Raw genomic sequence first — 20,332 nt, forward strand, 5'->3', positions numbered from 1 at the left:
CTCTTAATATTACATAATAAATTGATAGAAAATTGTGGCAACGAGTGTCATTGTTCCACCAACCATAGCTTCATATGGAATCAGTTTCATACGTTGCTTAATTGTCATATTCATACTTCCACCAGTGACATGGAAGTAATTTCCTTGAGGTAATGAATCAATAACCGTTGCACCGGTATGCATCATAACTGCTGCACTAATAGCAGGTATACCCATGTCAGTAATGGTTGAACCAAAAGTTCCTGTTGCTAAAATAACACCAGTAGAGGTTGAAGCTGTGGCTGCTGCCATTAATACGCCGGAAATTGGTGATAAGTAATAGCCTGAGATACCCATGGAATCAATAATATAGATAACTTGAGCTGCCAGGTTTGATGCACCAATTAAACCTGCAATAGCACCAGCACCGACCAAAATGAGTACAGTTGGTGTCATTTTTTCAATTCCCGATTTGGTATACATAGCAATGTTACGATGTTGTCCCATGGCTAGCATTCCGATGATCCCCGCAACAGGCAGTACATATAAAGCATCAAGTTTTAAATTAGCTAATGCTTCAATATGGAAAATATTACCTATAGGATTGATCATTAATAGTAAAATTGCGGTTACAGGTGCAACAACAGCTTTACCTAGAGAAGGGTTGTTATTTTTTTGTTCAGTATCATTTTTTTGCAAAGCAATCACTTCTTGATCAGTTACTTTATCACCTTTCTTTTTGATTAATGAAGCAATTAAAACTGTTGCAATTAAACCAAATAGTGCAGGAATAAAACCAGCTATCATCACGTCACTCAAGCTTAAATTGAATCCATTGGCAACCGCAATAGTATTTGGGTTAGGGGAGATAATATTTCCCGCTTTACCACCACCTGAAAGTGCTAGTAATAAAGCTAATCGGGAAATGCCCATTTTATTACCTACAGAAAGTGCAATTGGGGCAACAATTAATACTGCAACAGGAATAAATACCCCTGATGCAGTGATAATGCCAGTAGCTAATGCTAAAGCGAGTAATGCTTTTTTTTCACCTAATTTTTTTACCACAGCTTGTGCGATGGTTTCCGCAGCACCTGATTCCATCATTACGCCAGCTAGAATACCTGCCGCTAATACTCGTATTACGGTACCCATAATACTTTGTGTGCCGCTAGTTAAAACGGAAACAGTTTGTACTAGATTTGCACCACCAATAAAAGCACCAATTATCGCGCCAAAAAATAACGAATAAACAGGATTTATTCCGCGTAGAATTAAAAAAATAGCAAGAAAAAGCCCTATAATTGCTCCATACCAACTAATGAGTTCAGTCATTTAAATTTTCCTCATGTTTTTACAACTATTAAAAAAAGTTGCACTAATTTTATTATTGAATTTGTTGGTTATGCTATGTGGTTTTGCACAAATATAAGCAATAAAAACAAAAAAATATTGGGCTTTATAATAGTTTTATGTGATCTTAGTCACAAATTTAGGGGCTTTTATAGGTATTTTATTATTTTTATTCGATTTAAAAAATATTTCACTATTTTTATTTAAATTTATAACATAACTCCATATTCAACAAATTATCGTTTCTTGTTTGTTATTGAGATTTTATTATTCTTCATTACAACTACAATTAATTTGCCAATCCTATAGCTAAAGCGTAAAATGCCCATCCTATTTTGCTTAACCTATTACCTCACCGGTAATACTGACTTGAAATCAGAGGCATTTTTTAATGACAATGTTATATCCAAAACCAGAATTACTTTCACCTGCTGGTTCGCTTAAAAATATGCGTTACGCATTTGCTTATGGTGCTGATGCAGTTTATGCCGGGCAGCCACGTTATAGTTTACGGGTGCGCAATAATGAATTTAACCATGAGAATCTTGCTATCGGTATTAACGAAGCTCATGCTCAAGGTAAAAAGTTTTACGTAGTTGTGAACATTGCACCGCATAATTCGAAATTAAAAACCTTTATCCGTGATTTAGAACCAATCGTAAATATGAAGCCAGATGCATTTATCATGTCTGATCCTGGCTTAATTATGTTGGTTCGTGAGCATTTTCCTGAGATGGAAATTCACTTATCTGTGCAGTCCAACGCGGTTAACTGGGCGACGGTAAAATTTTGGCATAAGATGGGATTGACGCGTGTCGTGTTGTCACGAGAGTTATCCATCGATGAAATCAAAGAAATTCGAGAAAAAGTGCCGGAAATGGAACTTGAAGTTTTTATTCATGGCGCGCTTTGTATGGCCTATTCGGGGCGTTGTTTATTATCGGGTTATATTAACAAACGTGATTCTAATCAAGGTACTTGTACCAATGCTTGTCGTTGGGAGTATAAAGTATCCGAAGGTAAAGAAGATGAAGTAGGGCAGATTGTGCATAAATGCGAGCCAATTCCGGTACAACAAGTTGAACCTACTTTGGGCATTGGCACAACAACTGATCAAGTTTTTATGTTAGAAGAATCTGGTCGTCCCGGTGAATATATGCAAGCTTTTGAAGATGAACATGGTACTTATATCATGAATTCAAAAGATCTAAGAGCGGTTGAATTAGTCGAAGATTTAACTAAGATCGGCGTACATTCACTTAAGATTGAAGGGCGAACCAAATCGTTTTATTACTGTGCAAGAACCGCTCAAGTCTATCGTCAAGCTATTGATGCTGCCAGTGAAGGTAAACCATTTGATCCTCGCCTATTGGTTGAACTTGATTCATTAGCTCATCGCGGCTACACCGAAGGCTTTTTGCGTCGTCATAAACATGAAGATATGCAAAATTATCTGCATAGCCACTCAGTTTCAGATAGACAGCAATTTGTTGGTGAGTTTAGTGGTCAACGTCTAAATGGATTGGCTGAAGTTATTGTGAAAAACAAATTTTCAGTAGGCGATAGTGTTGAAATGATGACTCCTAAAGGTAATATGACATTTATTATTGAACGAATGGAAAATAAAAAAGGTCAACCGGTCCCTGCTGGCCTTGGTGATGGTCATATTGTTTACATTCCAGTAGACGAAGATATCGATTTGAATTATGCGCTTTTAATGCGTAATTTTGAGTAAACCATCTCAATTTAACTAACTGCTCGAGTTTGCGAGCAGTTAGTTGCTATCTTATTGGCGAATTAAATCTTCGCCATAACCAATCCATTTATAAGTGGTTAACGCTTCCAGACCCATTGGTCCTCTGGCATGCAATTTTTGTGTACTGACAGCAACTTCTGCGCCTAAACCAAATTGTGCTCCATCAGTAAATCGCGTTGATGCGTTGACATAAACGGCAGCTGCATCCACTAAATTAACGAACTGTTCAGCATTAAGTAAACTACGAGTTAGAATGGCTTCTGAATGGCCACTTCCATATTCCCGTATATGTTCAACAGCTAATTCAAGTGAGTCTACGATTACAACATTCAGATCTTTAGAAAGCCACTCTTGTCTAAGTTCTTCATCCTTAACAGGAAATACATTAGCAACCCCTGAATTTAAAATTTTATAAGCATCGGCATCCGCATGTAATACGACTTGGTTATCAGCCATGATTTGGTTAAGTTTTGGTAAGAAGGTGTTAGCAATTGCGGTATGGACGAGCAATGTTTCCACGGTATTACAAGTACTTGGTCGCTGAGTTTTGGCATTAACTATTATTGATAGCGCTTTATCAAAATCAGCACTTTCATCGACAAAAATATGGCAAACTCCAATACCACCAGTGATCACAGGTATGGTTGAATGTTCACGGCAAAGTTTGTGTAAAGCGGCACCACCACGAGGAATGATCATGTCGACATATTTATCCAGTTTAAGCAGTTCAGTGATGTATTTACGATCGGGATTATCGATAGATTGAACAGCTGTTTCAGGTAAACCAACTTGTTTTAACGCTTGTTGAATAATAGCTATGATAGCGGCATTAGTATTAACCGTCTCTTTGCCACCACGCAGTATGGCTGCATTGCCGGTCTTTAAGCAGAGAGCTGCAATATCAATAGTCACATTAGGACGGGCTTCATAGATAACGCCAATCACCCCCAAAGGGACTCTGTGACGTTGTAGCTTCAATCCACTAGCTAAAGTTGAACCATCGATAACTTGGCCAATCGGATCTTTCAAAGAAACAACATTTCGAACATCATTGGCAATAGATGATAATCGTTCAGATGTTAATAGCAGACGATCCAGTATTGCATCACTTAATCCTTGATCTTTTGCTATAGCCATATCTTTCTGATTTGCGTTAAGAATTTTATCAGAGTTCAGTTCTAATAAATCAGCAATATTAATCAATGCGTTATTTTTAGTTTCTGTTGAACATTGCGCTAATTGATATGAAGCAAGTTTGGCTGCTTTTCCCTTTTCGTTTATCATTACTTAACCTTTATAGATTGTGTTCACAAAATTTTCTAATAGACTGCATTTTTTCTAAATATAATTGTTTGTCTGTATCCAACATCATATTAAGATCAATAATATAATCCTCAATAGTATTGTTTATCTTGTGTTTTATTATTATGGTATTAGAATTTTTTTCTGAGATATCAATAATATTTTTAAACAGAATACAGGTCATTTTATTATTATCTTTTCTTCTTAGAAATACATAAACAATAAAAAACAGTGTAAACATGATGAGATCCGTGACAGTAAACTGGCTATTTCTAATACTGATAAATGTTTTACCCAAAATGATATATTTTTCTGCCCACTGCAATAACAAAAAAACAATCATTAATAATAAAACTAATCCGAGGTGATAAGGGATTTCGATTATGTGTGAGAAAATAAAGAAAGCAATAAAGCAGGTAAGCAGAATTATTATAAAATTTTTGATGTATTTACGTCGATAAAAGACTAAATCTTGCTCATCTTTTTGCCATTTTTCGTGATAACTACTAACTTCAATACTCAATGTTATAACCTTTTAATATTTTATATTAGCTTCTTTTTTCTTTATCTTTGAACACGGTATGTAGGGTGTTTAAAAGCTCAGTTTTAGTTTTAGACGTTAACTGATTGGTATATATTTTTAATGTTAACTCTGCATTTTTGATTTTACTAAAATAATTGATATGGACACATTTAGGCTCATATCTTACAGAGGTTATATTTTTAAAAAGTACTGTTTGCTTCATTCTTCCTAATGTTGGTTTTATTGTAATAAAATCATGCCCGATTTTCACATAAACCATGTTGTATTGAAGTAATATTAAAATTGAAAGAAATATAATCAAACCAAGAACTATTATGATAAATTCGAGGCTTATCGTTAAAGGCAATAGTAGAACTGGAAATGTTAAGGCTATTGGTAAAACATAACCTCGAGCGTGAAATTCTTTAACACTTTGATTTTTAGAGTCCATTTTTAATTTTAACCTAGATTTATTGTTTAATAATCATATCATTGCGATATACAGTAGCCGATGCATATTCATAACCAATTACCTACTAATTTGTTGTGAATGATGATCTACAATTTGTACCAAAAAAGCATCACTCTCCTAATGTGGAGTCATCAATTAATAAAAAAGTTTAGAACAAAGATGTTTTAATCTTTGTTCTAAATCATAACTTTTATTAGTTTATTGTTCCTTATCTTTTAATACAGTACGTAAAGTAGTTAAAAGTTTTTCTTTTTCCTCATTTTCCATAACTGTTAAAGGTATTTTTACAGTATGTTCGTTATGACTAATTTTATTTTTGTAATTAATAATTACTTTATTTTTTTGATAATTAATTGATGAGATTTCTTTAAAAAGCATACTCGCCCCACTTCTTAGAGGTGCAGTAGGTCTATAAGTAATATAATCATCTCCAATAGAGATGTAAATCATATTAAATTGCCAAATAGCGCGCATCAATAAGATTATTGGCACTCCTACACTTACATTTCTACTTGTAGGAAGTATTAACATAATGAAAAATGCAATAATACATATTATCATCAAAAGTATGATGTGACGTCGAGCTTGAAATTCTTTTATATTTTGATTATGAGATTCCATTTTTATCCTTAAAAAATAATATTCATGTTATTTTATGAATTACGTCTCTCTTCTAATGTTTTTTCATTAGCAAGATTAGTTATTTGTCTAGCGCCAAAAATCCCAATTAATCCCAAAGGGACAAATATTATGCTGCCAATAATAATTAAAATACTTGCTATCTTTTTATTATCTCCTGCAAATAATATTCCTATCGTACTTATTAATGCTGATATGCAGGCAATTGGTAAAATACTTCCATAAATTTGATCTTCAAGTGAGCACATGTAAACGATTAATACACCAAACCAGTTAGCTATTACACCACCTATCGCTAGTCCCATTCTTTATTTCCTTATTATTTTGGTTATTTAATAATCATATCATTTCGATGTACAGCAACAGCCCCATATTCATAACCAATAATTTGACTAATTTGTTGCGAATGATGGCCGGCAATTTGTTTTAATGCATCACTATTATAACGACTTACACCTCGTGCGATTCGTCTTCCAGACTTATCACAAATATCAATTACTTCTCCACGAGAGAAATCTTTTTCAACCGCGATAATTCCTTTTGGCAAGAGCGAACTACCATTATTTAAAATAGCATTAATAGCGCCATCATCAAGAATAATTTTTCCGGCATTGGGAGCACCATATAGCCAATGTTTGCGATGCTCTAAAGGTGTTTTTTGTGGTAAAAAACGAGTGCCCACAGATTGATTATTGACGGCATCAATAATCACATTTTCTTTGCTCCCGGCAGCAATTATTACTTCTATACCCGCGCTACCAGCTACTTCAGCTGCTTGGATTTTGGTACTCATACCACCGGTTCCCAGACCTGATACACTATCACCAGCAATGCTACGTAAACTATCATCAATCTGAGAAACTTCTTCTATCAATTTTGCATCGTGATCGGTTCGCGGATCGGCTGTATATAGTCCTTCTATATCGGTTAGTAATAAGAGTTTATCCGCTTCAGCTAAAATCGCGGCAAGTGCTGATAGATTGTCATTATCACCAACTTTAATTTCCGCAGTGGCAACCGCATCATTTTCATTGATAACAGGAATAATATTATTATCTAACATCGCTTTTAGGGCATCTTGTGCATTTAAAAATCGTTCACGATCTTCTAAATCTGCCCGTGTTAATAGCATTTGACCGATATAAATTTTATATATAGAGAATAACTGTTCCCAAAGTTGGATAAGTTTGCTTTGACCAACCGATGCAAGTAACTGTTTTGATGCAACGGTATTAGGAAGGTTAGGGAAGTTTAGATATTCTCGGCCGGCAGCGATAGCACCTGAAGTAACGATAATAATTTTGTGACCATTTTGATGTAAATAAGAGCATTGACGAATCAGCTCTACTATTCGAGCACGATCTAACTGTTTAGTACCACTGGTTAAAACGCTAGTACCTAGCTTAACAACGACCGTTAGTTGTTTTTTATTCTTCATAGCAATACTCTTATTTAAATCATTTATTACAAAATAGATTCCATCCATTTAACTGATTGCGTTAAAGCGTTTTGTAAGCTTTTTTGTAATGGTGTTTTAGCAATAGTCACAATTTTACTTTGTTTCGAAGATTGAATTAATTTCGCCTCAGTTAGATTACTCAATTTATCATCTTCAAAGATAATATTCATAATAGGCACAGGGCAGGAACGAGTTAATAATCCCTGATTTTTAAGCGAAAAATAATTCAATTCTGCTGCTAATTGCTGATTTGATACCGATGTTAAACCCAATCGACAAGCCAACATGTCTTTATAACAGTTAGGTAAATTTTGTTGTAAAGTTTTATCCACAAATATTTGATGTACAAAAGGGGTGAAGTTGAAAAGTCCCTTTATTTTATTGGGCATTAAATAGGCAAGGCGAGTTGCAATATGCGAACCAAAACGGAATCCCGCAACTATCACGCGATTACTATCTATCCATGGTACTGTTGCTAATTGTTCGATAATCGCTTGATGAATTTGGCTACTATTCTGAGTTAATACAAAATTTCGACTAAATCCGACCGTTGGTAAATCTACCGTTAACATAGCAAAACCTTGTGGAGCAAGATATTCACTAAAGTAACGATAATAATCGATCTGTAGATTGCCTAATGCATTACATACTAAGACGACAGGGCATACGCCATCACAATTTTGCGGTAAATGTAAAATCGTTTTAATACTACGATTTTCAACTTTAAATTCAATCTGTTTTGTCGTGTAAGGCGAATATTCGAGTGCTTTCATATAAGCTTGATATGCACAAGTTTGTGCATACAACGCGAGTTCATCATTTTTGAAATGAGGATAACTTGCGATACTAGCATATTCGCTTGCAATTAAATAATCTTGATGTAAATTATTTTTAGCTTCTTCAGATAAGTTTGTTTGATCTACCGCATCAATTTTTGCTTGCCATTTTGCTGCTTGATTTAAAAACTCATAAATCCAATTGCCAGGTTGATAACCAATAACTGTATCTAGCCATTTATCATCAGTATGACGTTTAGTCGATATAGCGATTTGTGATAAAACCGCTTCGATTTCTAATTTTGGCAAACCTCGCCAATACCATAAAATAGGGTTAATGATTCGGTACCACTTTGAATCAATTTCACCATCAAATGGGCTTGTACTGCTACCATTACTACTATCTATTCGTTTGATTAGCGATGATGTTTCAGGGTAGTCATATTGTGGTTTGAATATCTTTTCAGACAAGTTTTCAGTCATAACCATGGCAACCTTGTAAAAATGTTAAATTGTTAATGATCGCTTATTGGTTTAACAAACATTACACCAGTGTCCCATGGTTGTTCAATCCAAGTATCTTGAGCAATATCGATAACATAGTCATCTACTAATGGTTTGCCAGCAGGTTTTGCGAAGATAGTCACAAAATGAGCCTTCGGATACATTTCACGAATAGTGTGAGCAGTGCTTCCGGTATCAACTAAATCGTCAACTACAATAAAACCCTCGCCATCACCATTAGCTTGTTTTAAGATTAACTTTTCACGTTGATGATCGTGGTCGTAACTTGAAATGCAGACGGTATCAACATAACGGATACTCAGTTCACGAGCTAGAATTGCAGCAGGAACTAAGCCACCACGGCTAACGGCGATAATACCTTTCCATTGATTGGCAGGTAATAATCTTTCAGCAAGTTGACGCCCATAAGATTGTAGCATTTCCCAAGTAACGTTAAATTTTTTCTTTTCAGCAATGATCTCTGCTTTATGCTGTTTTTTGGCTTTGATTTGTTCTTCTGTTAAATTTTGTTCTATTGACATGTGTAACCTGCAATTTTAATCGAATAAACGAATTCAATAAATTAATATTAATGGACTTAAAATAGATGTAAAATTGCACCTTATTATAGAGTGATTAGATAAAAAAATCACTCATTAATTTTTTACCCACCTAATATTGAGGATAAAATATGCTATCGACCTTAAATCCAAAATTTGTTTGGCAGATTTTTAATGATATTTGTAAAATTCCCCATCCTTCTCATCATGAACAAATGATAACCAAGTATATTGTCGATTTTGCAGCAACTCATCATATTGATTGTCAGCTTGATAAAGCTGGAAATATTTTATTAAGCAAAGCTGCAACTAAAAGTATGGAAAATTGCCCATCTATCGCCTTACAAGCTCACATGGATATGGTTCCTCAAAAAAATGAAGGTACACAGCACGATTTTCTAACCGATCCTATTCAAGCCTATGTAGATGGTGAATGGGTTAAAGCAAAAGGAACAACATTAGGCGCTGATAATGGTGTTGGTCTTGCTTCTGCGCTGGCGGTATTAATTGATCCCTCTGTTGAACATGGTCCACTTGAGGTATTAGTCACTACTTCTGAAGAAACTGGCATGCATGGTGCTTTCGGTCTTCAACCAAATTGGTTAAAAAGCCATTATCTCATCAATACTGACTCTGAAGATGAAGGTGAGATATTTACAGGTTGCGCGGGTGGTGTAGATTTCTCAATTAATTTTGCAATTACTTATGCGGTAATGCCAGAAATTCACGATTGCTATATTGAACTTGCGTTAAAAGGTTTGAAAGGTGGTCATTCAGGTTGTGATATTCATCTGGGGCGTGGTAATGCCATAAAATTAATGGCGAGATTACTAGCTGAATACGGGCAAGATATCTCATTTAGATTAGCTGATATCAGAGGAGGTTCATTACGTAATGCAATTCCAAGAGAAGCCTTTGCTGAATTAACTTTAAATAAACAAGATTTACCTAAATTAGCAGAGATAGTTAAACAATACCAATCAATCTTACAAAATGAGTTTGGTCAAGTTGAACCTGATATCGAATTGACGGTGAAAGAAGTTACAACAGATAGTGTTAAACGGGTTATCGCCATTGAACAACAAAATAAAATCATCAATATGTTAAATACTGCACCTAATGGTGTGGTAAGTATGAGCAATCAGATTCACGGTGTGGTAGAGACATCTTTAAATCTAGGTATTGTCTCTATTAGTGATAACCAATTAAGCGTGAATTTTTTAATCCGTTCACAAGTTGATAGTGCCAAAGATGCTGTAGTTTCAACCTTAATATCACTAAGTCAATTAGTAAATGCTAATTATGAGATCAGCGGTGGTTATTCAGGTTGGGAACCGAATTTAAATTCTAGCCTTTTACAATTGGCCAAGGATAAGTACCAAGAGATTTTCTCTAAGCAAGCTAAAATTATGGTCATCCATGCTGGTTTAGAATGTGGATTATTCAAACAGTCATATCCACATATGGATATGATTTCAATTGGGCCAACTATTGTGTCGCCTCATTCACCTGATGAGAAGGTCAATATTCAAAGCGTTTACCGTTATTGGGAATTATTAATTGCCATCTTAAAATCGGCCTGTTATTTGAAATAATCACTATTATTCCTCCTATTAATAAGTTGGTAGGAGGAATCATCCTACCTATACATACTCTTTTTCAATGATTGAAACCTTGTTATCTGAAAATTAATTCACAAAAAGTGAATAAAAATTCAATTTTTACTTGCTTTGTTTTTTTAGAAAGCCTACTATAATGCCTAAAAAAATCAATAGTAATGAATAAGGAAAGGTATGTTGAAAGCAATAATTGTTGGAGCAAGTGGTTATGCAGGTGCAAAACTAGCATATTATTTAACAAAGCATCCTAATATTGAGTTGGTGGCTTTAACCGTTTCAGAAAATAGTCTTGATGGTGGCAAGCTGATTTCGGATTATGATTTATATCCGCAATTAAAAGGTGTGGTGGATTTACCATTAATTGCAACCGCTGATTATTCATCTCTCATTAACGATATTGATATTGTTTTTTTAGCTACCGAACACTCAGTTAGTCATGATATAGCACCATATTTCTTAGAAAAAGGCTGTACTGTTTTTGATCTATCTGGTGCATTTCGCGTTAATTCCTCATCTTTTTATACTCAATTTTACGGTTTTGAACATCAGCACAAGCAATGGTTGGATAAAGCCGTTTATGGATTAGCTGAATGGAATTTTGAGGCAATAAAACAGGCGCAATTAATAGCTGTTCCTGGCTGTTATCCAACCGCATCACAATTGCCATTAAAACCACTAATCGAAGAAGACTTATTAGACAAAAGGCAATGGCCTATTATTAATGCCGTTAGTGGTGTGAGTGGTGCAGGCCGCAAACCTTCAACAAATAATATATTTTGTGAAGTCAGTTTACATGCTTATGGACTATTTACTCATCGCCATCAACCTGAAATTGCAACACATTTAGGTCAAGAAATTATTTTTACACCTCACCTTGGTTGTTTTAAGCAGGGTATTCATGCCACCATTACCTGCTTGGTGAAAGAAGGGGTAACATCAGATGATATTCTTAACGCGTTAAACAAATATTATCAAGATAAGCCGTTAATAAGAGTTTATCAAAAAGATTGGCCTGCATTAAAATCAGTAATTGGTCTACCTTATTGTGATATTGGCTTTGTGCTTAAAGGGCAACATCTAATTCTAATTTCGGTAGAAGATAATTTATTAAAAGGTGCTGCTGCACAAGCGGTGCAATGTATGAATATTCGATTTGGCTTTGATGAAACAACAGCCTTATTATAAATTAATAATTTTATATAAGATGACCCATATTAAAATGGATAGGAAAGCAAAATGAAACCTTTAATTATTAAGTTTGGTGGTGTTTTACTCGATAATAAAGATGTATTAAGTAAATTATTCATTGTCATTAGCGAATATAAAAAGAATTTTAAACGACCTTTAATTATTGTTCATGGTGGTGGTAGTGTAGTTGATGCATTAATGGATCGACTTTCATTACCGGTGGTTCGTCGTAATGGTTTACGTGTTACTCCAGCAGATCAGATTGATGTAATTGTGGGTAGTCTTGCAGGAAGCGCCAACACGACAATATTATCGGAAGCCAAAAAACAACAAATTCCTAGTATCGGTCTGTGTTTAGCTGATGGTGATAGTGTCAAAGTTAAGCAAATTTCTGAAGAGTTAGGTTATGTAGGCGAAGCTCTAGTCGGCGATCCATCTTTAATCAATTTGTTACTTAATAATGGTTATTTACCTATTGTTAGTTCAATTGGTATTACTGATGAAGGCAAGATGATGAATGTTAATGCCGATCACGCTGCCGTTGCACTAGCAAAAACGTTAGATGCTGATTTAATTTTGTTGTCTGATGTTTCAGGAGTGTTAGATGGAAACAAACAACTAATTGCATCATTAACACAAACTGAAGCTGATCACCTCATTGCCAAAGGTATTATTACAGATGGCATGATAGTCAAAGTCAATTCGGCATTTGAAGCAGCAAAAACGCTCGGACGACCAATTGATATAGCCAGTTGGAAAGAATCAGATAAACTCATTGAATTATTTAATGGAAAATCGGGAATAACAGGTACAAGAATCATTGCTTAAATATAGATCAGTTAGTATATTAAGTGGGTGTATTTGTTATTAAATATACTTTATTTAATCTTTAAATCATTTATTTTTTTCGTCAGTAAATTAAGAAAGGGTATAACATGAAAAAAAGTGCAACAAAAAAGGTGGTTTTAGCCTATTCGGGTGGATTAGATACATCCGCCATTATTCCTTGGTTAAAAGAGAATTATGGCGGTTGTGAAGTTTACGCTTTAGTCGCTAATGTCGGTCAAGATCCTAAAGAACTAAAAGATGTCGAGAAAAAAGCCAAAGCATCTGGCGCAGTAGCGTGCAAAGTTGTCGATTTACGAGAAGAATTTGTTAAAGATTATGTTTACCCTGTTTTGAAAACTGGCGCGTTATATGAAGGAACTTACTATCTTGGAACTTCGATGGCTCGCCCAATTATTGCCAAAGCGCAAGTTGAATATGCATTAGAAATTGGCGCTGACACCCTTTGCCATGGCGCAACCGGTAAAGGTAATGACCAAGTCCGTTTCGAAACAACCTATACCGCTTTAGCGCCACAACTTAAAGTCATAGCACCTTGGCGTGAATGGGATTTACGCTCACGAGAAGCTTTAATTGATTATTTAAAAGTACGAAAAATTCCAACAACAGCAACCGTTGAAAAAATCTATAGCCGTGATGAAAATGCGTGGCATATCTCTACCGAAGGTGGTGTGCTTGAAAGCACTTGGAATCAAGCTAATGCAGATTGCTGGGCTTGGACAGTGTCTCCAGAAGATGCGCCAAATACACCAGAACTTGTCACCATTGGTATCGAAAAAGGTGAAGTTGTGGCTGTTAATGGTAAAAAATTATCCCCATATAACTGTGTAGCCACGCTCAATAAAATTGGTGCCAAACATGGTGTAGGTCGTGTTGATATCATTGAAAACCGTCTAGTTGGCATCAAATCTCGTGGTTGTTATGAAACCCCGGGTGGAACAATCATGATGACCGCATTACGTGGTTTAGAACAACTGATTTTAGATCGTGATAGCTTTAAATGGCGTGAACAACTCGGTTTAGAGATGGCATATGTTGTTTATGATGGTCGTTGGTTTGCGCCATATCGTCGTTCTATTCAAGCGGCGGCTGATGTATTGGCAGAAGATATGACTGGTGAAGTTGTCGTTAAACTTTACAAAGGAAATGCAACAGCTGTTCAAAAGAAATCACCAAATAGCTTATATAGTGAAGAGTTTGCAACTTTTGGTGAAGATGAAGTTTATGATCATAGCCATGCGGGTGGATTTATTCGTTTATTCTCATTATCTTCACGTATTCGAGCATTAAATGAAGGTAAGAAAAATCAACCGGTCAAAAAAGCTAAAGTAGCAGCAAAAGAAACTACAAAATCTAAGAGCAATACTAAAAGTAAAAAGTAATTTTTAATACTTTTTAGTAAGATATAACACACAATATATACAGGCTTTAGTCTGTATATATTTTTTATCGTATTATTGCATTTTAATTTATCATTAACATTATTAGAAAAACGATAAAATTTAAATCGTTTAGGATTGATTGAAAATAACATTTGAGGTAATTATGGCATTATGGGGTGGGCGTTTTAGCCAAGCTGCGGATCAGCGATTTAAACATTTTAATGATTCTTTACGCTTTGATTATCGGCTTGCAGAGCAAGATATCATTGGATCAATTGCATGGTCTAAAGCATTGGTTACTGTGGACGTTTTATCTTATGATGAACAAAAAAAGCTTGAAATAGCGTTAACCGAATTATTAGATTCAGTACGGCAAGATCCGCAGCAGATTCTACAAAGTGATGCGGAAGATATTCATAGTTGGGTAGAACAAAAACTGATTGAAAAAGTTGGCGATTTAGGCAAAAAATTACATACTGGCCGTAGTCGCAATGATCAATCAACCACCGATCTTAAATTATGGTGTAAAGCTGAAATTGCTCATCTTATTTCTGCTATTAATCAATTAAGAAAACGCTTAGTGCTCACCGCAGAGCAACATCAAGATGCGGTTATGCCTGGTTATACTCATTTACAACGTGCTCAGCCCGTCACTTTTGCGCATTGGTGCTTGGCGTATTATGAAATGTTAACGCGTGATGAAAGTCGCTTACAAGATACGCTTAAACGCTTAGATGTTAGTCCATTGGGATGTGGAGCGTTAGCCGGTACAGCATATCCAATGGATCGCGATCTACTAGCTAATTGGTTAGGTTTCTCAACTGCAACGAATAATAGCTTAGATGCGGTATCAGATAGAGATCATGTTCTAGAATTACTCAATAATGCCTCTATAGGTATGGTGCATCTATCTCGATTTGCTGAAGATTTAATTATTTTCAATAGTGGTGAAGCAAATTTTGTTGAACTATCCGATCGGGTAACATCAGGATCATCATTAATGCCTCAGAAAAAAAATCCGGATGCTTTAGAACTTATTCGAGGTAAAGTTGGGCGAGTAGTCGGCGCATTAACTGGGGCTATGGTGACTTTTAAAGGCTTACCGCTTGCCTATAATAAAGATCTACAAGAAGATAAAGAACACCTGTTTGACGCATTGGATACTTGGCAAGTGTGTTTAGATATGGCCAGTTTGGTTCTTGAGGATATTAAAATTAATTACCAAAATTGCCAAGATGCCGCTAAACAAGGCTACTCTAACGCGACAGAACTTGCTGACTATCTGGTTGCTAAAGGTATTCCATTTAGGCAAGCTCATCACATTGTTGGTGAAGCAGTTGTAGCTGCGATAGCTAAGCAAAAAGCACTAGAGGAATTAACGCTTGAAGAATTAAAAGTATTTAGTGATGTTATTGAAAATGATGTCTATCCAATTTTATCGTTGGAATCTTGCTTAGCTAAACGATCTGCTAAAGGTGGGGTATCGCCTATACAGGTCAAATTTGCAATTGACAATGCCAAGCAGCAACTTTCACTATAATAAATTTTACGAATTATTCTAAATGCCGACTTTAGTCGGCATTTTTATGCTGCCAAAAAACGTTTAGCAACTTTTTTTGATAAAAAAATTGATTGTATATCGGTAAATAGAGTGTAAAAATAGATTTTCTATTTTTGACGGATGAAAATGAATTGCAATGAAGAAAAGTTATAATTTTAGTGCAGGTCCAGCAAAACTTCCTGCGGATGTTCTAAAACAAGTACAAGCTGAATTACTAAATTGGCAAGATACAGGTGCTTCGGTGATGGAATTAAGCCACCGAGGTAAAGATTTTGATGCATGTGCAATTGCAGCAACTGACGATCTTCGTGATATTTTAAAGGTACCAGAAAATTATAAAATTTTATTTTGCCAAGGTGGGGCTAGGGCACAATTTGCTGCTGTGCCATTAAATATATTAGGCAATAAAACAGATGCCGATTACATTAATAGTGGTTATTGGAGTCAATGCGCCGCCAAAGAAGCAACCAAATACTGTAATGTGATTGAACAAAATGTGGTTGTTAAAAATGATGGAATAACCTCAATCAAACCGATGTCTGAATGGCAATTGAGTGATAATAGTGCCTATGTCCATTATTGCCCTAATGAAACTATCGACGGAATAGAAATATTTGAACAACCAAACTTTGGCGATAAAACAGTAGTTGCTGATTTATCTTCTTGTATTTTATCTCAACCTATCGATGTTAGTCGTTATGGCATTATATATGCCGGTGCACAGAAAAATATTGGTCCTTCAGGTATCACAATTGTTATCGTTCGAGAAGATTTAATTGGCTATGCTCAAAAGGTATTACCCTCAGTATTAGACTATAAACTATTAATGGATCATGATTCGATGTTTAATACGCCACCTACATTTGCATGGTATATGTCAGGCTTAGTGTTTAAATGGATTAAAAACTTGGGTGGATTATCTGCTATGCAACAGCGAAATCAAGCTAAAGCACAATTACTTTACCAGTTTATCGATCAATCCGGTTTTTATCGCAATACTGTAGCAATTCCTAATCGTTCAATTATGAACGTTACTTTCTTATCACCAAACGAAGAACTTGATAAAAAATTTGTCAGTGAGGCAACTCAAGCAAATATTATTGGTATCAAAGGTCATCGAATCGCTGGCGGAATGAGGGCATCTATTTACAATGCAATGGATATCGATGGTGTTAAATACCTGATTGAATTTATGAAACAATTTGAAAAGCAAAATGGTTAATAATATTGGTAAGCTAATTAAAAAGGGATAACAATATCCCTTTTTTATTGACGATTTATTATTTACAACGATAGACTTCACCAGTCATCACGGCATCTGTCGGAGCAATATCTGAAACATATTGTAAAGATGCATCTTGTGCATTATAAATCACATTACCGCCCATTGCCGCCGCTTTATTCATCAGATCTGTTGCTGCATCACTAATTAACTCACTATGGGTTTTTAAACCAGAAAAGAAAGTGCCACGACGGCCTTCAGCTTTGCCAATGAATTGGCAATTTGCTGCAGGTTTGGTATCAATGAACTGCACTTGTCGACCAGCTGAAGTGGCTTGGTAATTTGAGTTACTACAACCATTTAAAAACAATGCAGTAGATAAAGCTGCGCTCATAAAAAGAATTTTTTTGATAGACATAATATTTCCCCAACCAATATAACGATCATTAGTAGTAATTGTTAAAAGCATTGTATCAGGTTAATTAACTAAAAAATATCGCTTATTATAAATGATGATATTCTGATAGATGTTAGTTTAATAATTAAGCAAATCAACCTTTTTTGTTAATTAAATGTAGCAAATTCAATTTAACTCTATTATAATCGCAACCCTACTAAGTCAGTAGCACCTTAAAAGAGGCCCCTTAGCTCAGTTGGTCAGAGCAGTCGACTCATAATCGATTGGTCACTGGTTCAAGTCCAGTAGGGGCCACCATCAAATATCTTTAAATTCAATCAGTTATCTATCTTAATAATGTTTTCTTTTATGTGTTATTTTTGGCTGTGGCGATAAAATGGCGGTTGATTTTTTCCGTTTAACTTTTCAATCTTGTCAGTTAATAGTTAATAGTTAATAGTTAATAGTTAATAGTTAATAGTTAATAGTTAATAGTTAATAGTTAATAGTTAATAGTTAATAGTTAATAGTTAATAGTTAGTAGTTAGTAGTTAGTAGTTATTAGTGTGGTGGTTTAGTATTTTCGTTTAGTAAATTAGGTTGTTCCTCTGCAATTATGGCTGGTAGTCCAATATTAAAGCTATCTGTTTATAATGATATTAGTTATGTCGTTAGTAGATGTTTTGATTGGGAGAGGGCACCAGATTGCTGTGAGGTGCAATCTGGTGATGGTTTAGGCTTTTTTGGCGTGTCGGCTGTATGGCGATATTGGGATGTTGACTTTTGGGTCTGGGATTGCGCTTGGTACAATCGTTTCTGAGATTGATTGCATTGCAGTAAAAGTATGTCCACAATATATGTTGGAACATTGGTAATACTGTTTGCGAGTTAAGTTGCTTATTTCTTCACTAGATCGGATAAATGTTTTGTTTCGGCAATGTGGACATTTCATGTGACTAACCCCTTTGAATTAAACTTTAGTTAATTTTACATTAATTTAAGTTTAAGTCTAGTGTTTTTCTATTTTTATTTTTTTGCCATGTCTTTTGTTAATTGGTGATGAAGCTTAGCTGAGCGATAACTTGGTTATCTATTGATTTTATCTGTTTTTTTTGGGGTTTAATGGATGACTCTTGGTAAGAGTCATCATTTACTAAGTATTTAAAACGAAATTAAACTTAACTTAAGTTGGTTCGCTGTACTGTGTGGGCATTATTTGAAGATATTTTCGTAACTTTCTTCTTCAGGTTTTATTTGTAATTCTAATTCAGTAGTAAATCCACTACCTTTACTTAATGAATGTGTACATGATGCGATAGTCCAATTTGTTGAGTTTATTTCTGGTTTGAATCCATCTACTTCAACCGGCATTTCGCTAAATAGGTCGGGACGGCCTAAAGCAAGTTTGAGTTTAAATTGTGCTATTCCTTGTACAATTTTTTTCAATTCGCTTTTTGCTGCTGCTGTTGCACTCTCTTCATTGGCATAAACATATTTGAGTTCTTTGATTTTATCTTTCATCTCATCTCGGTTGGCATTCTTTTCATCCATCCCCTCGACGTGAACTTTACTATCTTCAATTTGCTGTTTATAAATAATTTTGTGCGGTTCTTTGGTAGGTTTTTGGTAATCATACCATCGGGTTTTTACACCTATATATGGACTTTTAATGAATGTGTAGCTGTGCATGTCTCCAGATGCTCTTTTGATTTTAGCCGGTGGGATTTTTTTGCCATTTACGGTTATCCCTTGACCTTTATTAAACACGATTAACATATCATTTTTAATCGTTACGCCCCCTCCATAGTCATCAATTAATCGAGTAAGAAATGAGCTATCTGATTCATTTGTTTGGTCAATATGTGGTATGAAGTTAGAACCTATCAATTTATCAAAGCGATAAGTTAACTTGTTACGTATTGCAATCTTGGCGATTATCTGGCCTAGGGTTAGTTTTATATAAGAATCTTCCCGTCGTTTTAGGGCATTACCATCCTTTAGATTTGCACTTGTACCTTGCAGAGTAATGATATCTGGTGTACCAGAATGGGTAACTTGCGTAATGGTAAATACATTTTTTATATTTGCTTCAAAGATTTTCGCTTCTTCATCGTCAATCGTGGTTTTTGGCTTATCCGCTTTCCAACCAAGGGTAATTTCTAATTTAGCGTTTGTTTTAGGCAAATTGACTTTCTGATCGGAATCGTCAATGACTATAGTGATTGTGTCTGCTTGAAATCCATTTTTATCTTCAATTTTCATTGATATAAGACGATTATCAAATTTTTCGGTAATATCTTCTTGCTGCTCATCATCTAATAAGATAATTTTAAAATATGGTTTTGCCATGTTGTACCTATATAATAATATCAATAATATCAATAATATCTTTGATTATACCTTCATCAAAGAAGTCTGAAATGTCAACTTTAGTTAGTTTTATGGTGAAGTTGATTTTTCGTGGAGCACCGTGACGATCGAGTTCGGTGTATTTTCTTTCGACACCATTTAATACAAAAAAGCCAAGCGGTACCCCATCGCCTTGAATAAGCGGTAGTGGTACAGATAAATATGCCATACGTTCTAAGACTTCAATGCTGACTCTACCATGGGTTAATTCGCTGAATACTGAACCCGATAAGGTAATGGTTTCGTTATTTGGGCCGGTGAACTGTAAGGCTGAACGTTTGTTGACCCTATTATTGCTTGCCCAGTTCCAACTTTTGTTTAATGTCATTTCTTGGTAGGGTAATGTTTTTAAGCTGAAAACAAAAAAGCCGTAACACATCATCAT

At 35.1% G+C, this 20,332-nt stretch carries 19 protein-coding genes, 1 tRNA gene and 1 pseudogene; 8 read left to right on the top strand and 13 right to left on the bottom strand.

The window, feature by feature from the left end; all coding sequences use genetic code 11:
* Window positions 1–9 precede the first annotated feature (9 nt).
* A complete protein-coding gene (locus DKK70_RS07145) occupies window positions 10–1,314 on the bottom strand; it encodes a GntP family permease (RefSeq protein WP_086320046.1) in 1,305 nt (434 codons plus the stop codon).
* 415 nt (window positions 1,315–1,729) lie between these two features.
* On the opposite strand from DKK70_RS07145, the gene trhP reads away from it, so the two are divergent.
* A complete protein-coding gene (gene trhP / locus DKK70_RS07150; protein ID WP_110433550.1) occupies window positions 1,730–3,067 on the top strand; it encodes a prephenate-dependent tRNA uridine(34) hydroxylase TrhP in 1,338 nt (445 codons plus the stop codon).
* Window positions 3,068–3,118: 51 nt separating this feature from the next.
* Here the strand turns inward: trhP and proA are convergent, their stop codons facing one another.
* The 8 genes from proA to gpt all read right to left on the bottom strand — a co-directional run bounded on the left by proA (window position 3,119) and on the right by gpt (window position 9,305).
* Window positions 3,119–4,372 carry a glutamate-5-semialdehyde dehydrogenase gene (gene proA / locus DKK70_RS07155; RefSeq protein ID WP_110433367.1) on the bottom strand — a complete coding sequence of 418 codons (1,254 nt, stop codon included), beginning with the start codon at window positions 4,370–4,372 and terminating at the stop codon, window positions 3,119–3,121.
* 10 nt (window positions 4,373–4,382) lie between these two features.
* A complete protein-coding gene (locus DKK70_RS07160; RefSeq protein WP_110433368.1) occupies window positions 4,383–4,913 on the bottom strand; it encodes a hypothetical protein in 531 nt (176 codons plus the stop codon).
* A gap of 25 nt (window positions 4,914–4,938) precedes the next feature.
* Window positions 4,939–5,364: a hypothetical protein gene (locus DKK70_RS07165; protein WP_110433369.1), complete on the bottom strand. Its 426-nt coding sequence runs from the start codon at window positions 5,362–5,364 to the stop codon at window positions 4,939–4,941.
* Between the two features lie 219 nt (window positions 5,365–5,583).
* Complete coding sequence (locus DKK70_RS07170; RefSeq protein ID WP_110433370.1) at window positions 5,584–6,006, bottom strand: hypothetical protein; 423 nt, start codon at window positions 6,004–6,006, stop codon at window positions 5,584–5,586.
* 32 nt (window positions 6,007–6,038) lie between these two features.
* Complete coding sequence (locus tag DKK70_RS07175) at window positions 6,039–6,329, bottom strand: hypothetical protein (protein WP_110433371.1); 291 nt, start codon at window positions 6,327–6,329, stop codon at window positions 6,039–6,041.
* Window positions 6,330–6,352: 23 nt separating this feature from the next.
* Window positions 6,353–7,462, bottom strand: coding sequence for a glutamate 5-kinase (gene proB, locus DKK70_RS07180; RefSeq protein WP_181415939.1), 1,110 nt, complete (start codon window positions 7,460–7,462; stop codon window positions 6,353–6,355).
* Window positions 7,463–7,488: 26 nt separating this feature from the next.
* Window positions 7,489–8,742, bottom strand: coding sequence for an esterase FrsA (gene frsA / locus DKK70_RS07185; RefSeq protein WP_181415940.1), 1,254 nt, complete (start codon window positions 8,740–8,742; stop codon window positions 7,489–7,491).
* A 32-nt stretch (window positions 8,743–8,774) separates the two neighbouring features.
* Complete coding sequence (gene gpt, locus DKK70_RS07190; RefSeq protein ID WP_110433374.1) at window positions 8,775–9,305, bottom strand: xanthine phosphoribosyltransferase; 531 nt, start codon at window positions 9,303–9,305, stop codon at window positions 8,775–8,777.
* Window positions 9,306–9,454: 149 nt separating this feature from the next.
* On the opposite strand from gpt, the gene DKK70_RS07195 reads away from it, so the two are divergent.
* From DKK70_RS07195 to serC, 6 genes and pseudogenes are all read left to right on the top strand, one after another.
* Window positions 9,455–10,918 (top strand): aminoacyl-histidine dipeptidase, encoded by a 1,464-nt coding sequence (locus tag DKK70_RS07195; RefSeq protein ID WP_110433375.1) that lies wholly within the window; start codon window positions 9,455–9,457, stop codon window positions 10,916–10,918.
* A 198-nt stretch (window positions 10,919–11,116) separates the two neighbouring features.
* Window positions 11,117–12,127: an N-acetyl-gamma-glutamyl-phosphate reductase gene (argC, locus tag DKK70_RS07200; protein WP_110433376.1), complete on the top strand. Its 1,011-nt coding sequence runs from the start codon at window positions 11,117–11,119 to the stop codon at window positions 12,125–12,127.
* Window positions 12,128–12,178: 51 nt separating this feature from the next.
* Window positions 12,179–12,958 carry an acetylglutamate kinase gene (gene argB, locus DKK70_RS07205; RefSeq protein ID WP_110433377.1) on the top strand — a complete coding sequence of 260 codons (780 nt, stop codon included), beginning with the start codon at window positions 12,179–12,181 and terminating at the stop codon, window positions 12,956–12,958.
* 107 nt (window positions 12,959–13,065) lie between these two features.
* Window positions 13,066–14,277: pseudogene (locus tag DKK70_RS07210) on the top strand (argininosuccinate synthase); the annotation flags it as partial.
* 244 nt (window positions 14,278–14,521) lie between these two features.
* Window positions 14,522–15,898 (top strand): argininosuccinate lyase, encoded by a 1,377-nt coding sequence (gene argH / locus DKK70_RS07215; RefSeq protein ID WP_110433379.1) that lies wholly within the window; start codon window positions 14,522–14,524, stop codon window positions 15,896–15,898.
* Window positions 15,899–16,055: 157 nt separating this feature from the next.
* A complete protein-coding gene (gene serC / locus DKK70_RS07220; RefSeq protein ID WP_110433380.1) occupies window positions 16,056–17,141 on the top strand; it encodes a 3-phosphoserine/phosphohydroxythreonine transaminase in 1,086 nt (361 codons plus the stop codon).
* Window positions 17,142–17,199: 58 nt separating this feature from the next.
* Here the strand turns inward: serC and DKK70_RS07225 are convergent, their stop codons facing one another.
* On the bottom strand, window positions 17,200–17,559 hold the full coding sequence (locus DKK70_RS07225) for a DUF4156 domain-containing protein (protein WP_110433551.1): 360 nt from the start codon (window positions 17,557–17,559) through the stop codon (window positions 17,200–17,202).
* A 220-nt stretch (window positions 17,560–17,779) separates the two neighbouring features.
* Here DKK70_RS07225 and DKK70_RS07230 point away from each other — a divergent pair.
* Window positions 17,780–17,856: transfer RNA gene (locus DKK70_RS07230), tRNA-Ile, on the top strand.
* Between the two features lie 415 nt (window positions 17,857–18,271).
* Here DKK70_RS07230 and DKK70_RS07235 read toward each other — a convergent pair.
* From DKK70_RS07235 to DKK70_RS07245, 3 genes are all read right to left on the bottom strand, one after another.
* Window positions 18,272–18,490 carry an ogr/Delta-like zinc finger family protein gene (locus tag DKK70_RS07235; protein WP_082205083.1) on the bottom strand — a complete coding sequence of 73 codons (219 nt, stop codon included), beginning with the start codon at window positions 18,488–18,490 and terminating at the stop codon, window positions 18,272–18,274.
* 260 nt (window positions 18,491–18,750) lie between these two features.
* Complete coding sequence (locus tag DKK70_RS07240) at window positions 18,751–19,887, bottom strand: contractile injection system protein, VgrG/Pvc8 family (RefSeq protein ID WP_110433381.1); 1,137 nt, start codon at window positions 19,885–19,887, stop codon at window positions 18,751–18,753.
* Window positions 19,888–19,894: 7 nt separating this feature from the next.
* A complete protein-coding gene (locus tag DKK70_RS07245; protein WP_110423387.1) occupies window positions 19,895–20,332 on the bottom strand; it encodes a phage tail protein in 438 nt (145 codons plus the stop codon).

Origin of the sequence: Gilliamella apicola, assembly GCF_003202655.1 — a bacterium.
Lineage (GTDB): Bacteria > Pseudomonadota > Gammaproteobacteria > Enterobacterales > Orbaceae > Gilliamella > Gilliamella apicola_R.

Coding starts and splice junctions, on each gene's coding strand:
- DKK70_RS07165 (WP_110433369.1), bottom strand. CDS start 5,364: ATGGACTCTAAAAATCAAAGTGTTAAAGAATTTCACGCTCGAGGTTAT.
- proA (WP_110433367.1), bottom strand. CDS start 4,372: ATGATAAACGAAAAGGGAAAAGCAGCCAAACTTGCTTCATATCAATTA.
- argH (WP_110433379.1), top strand. CDS start 14,522: ATGGCATTATGGGGTGGGCGTTTTAGCCAAGCTGCGGATCAGCGATTT.
- DKK70_RS07245 (WP_110423387.1), bottom strand. CDS start 20,332: ATGATGATGTGTTACGGCTTTTTTGTTTTCAGCTTAAAAACATTACCC.
- DKK70_RS07170 (WP_110433370.1), bottom strand. CDS start 6,006: ATGGAATCTCATAATCAAAATATAAAAGAATTTCAAGCTCGACGTCAC.
- DKK70_RS07175 (WP_110433371.1), bottom strand. CDS start 6,329: ATGGGACTAGCGATAGGTGGTGTAATAGCTAACTGGTTTGGTGTATTA.
- DKK70_RS07225 (WP_110433551.1), bottom strand. CDS start 17,559: ATGTCTATCAAAAAAATTCTTTTTATGAGCGCAGCTTTATCTACTGCA.
- DKK70_RS07195 (WP_110433375.1), top strand. CDS start 9,455: ATGCTATCGACCTTAAATCCAAAATTTGTTTGGCAGATTTTTAATGAT.
- argC (WP_110433376.1), top strand. CDS start 11,117: ATGTTGAAAGCAATAATTGTTGGAGCAAGTGGTTATGCAGGTGCAAAA.
- argB (WP_110433377.1), top strand. CDS start 12,179: ATGAAACCTTTAATTATTAAGTTTGGTGGTGTTTTACTCGATAATAAA.
- proB (WP_181415939.1), bottom strand. CDS start 7,462: ATGAAGAATAAAAAACAACTAACGGTCGTTGTTAAGCTAGGTACTAGC.
- trhP (WP_110433550.1), top strand. CDS start 1,730: ATGTTATATCCAAAACCAGAATTACTTTCACCTGCTGGTTCGCTTAAA.
- frsA (WP_181415940.1), bottom strand. CDS start 8,742: ATGACTGAAAACTTGTCTGAAAAGATATTCAAACCACAATATGACTAC.
- DKK70_RS07235 (WP_082205083.1), bottom strand. CDS start 18,490: ATGAAATGTCCACATTGCCGAAACAAAACATTTATCCGATCTAGTGAA.
- serC (WP_110433380.1), top strand. CDS start 16,056: ATGAAGAAAAGTTATAATTTTAGTGCAGGTCCAGCAAAACTTCCTGCG.
- DKK70_RS07145 (WP_086320046.1), bottom strand. CDS start 1,314: ATGACTGAACTCATTAGTTGGTATGGAGCAATTATAGGGCTTTTTCTT.
- gpt (WP_110433374.1), bottom strand. CDS start 9,305: ATGTCAATAGAACAAAATTTAACAGAAGAACAAATCAAAGCCAAAAAA.
- DKK70_RS07240 (WP_110433381.1), bottom strand. CDS start 19,887: ATGGCAAAACCATATTTTAAAATTATCTTATTAGATGATGAGCAGCAA.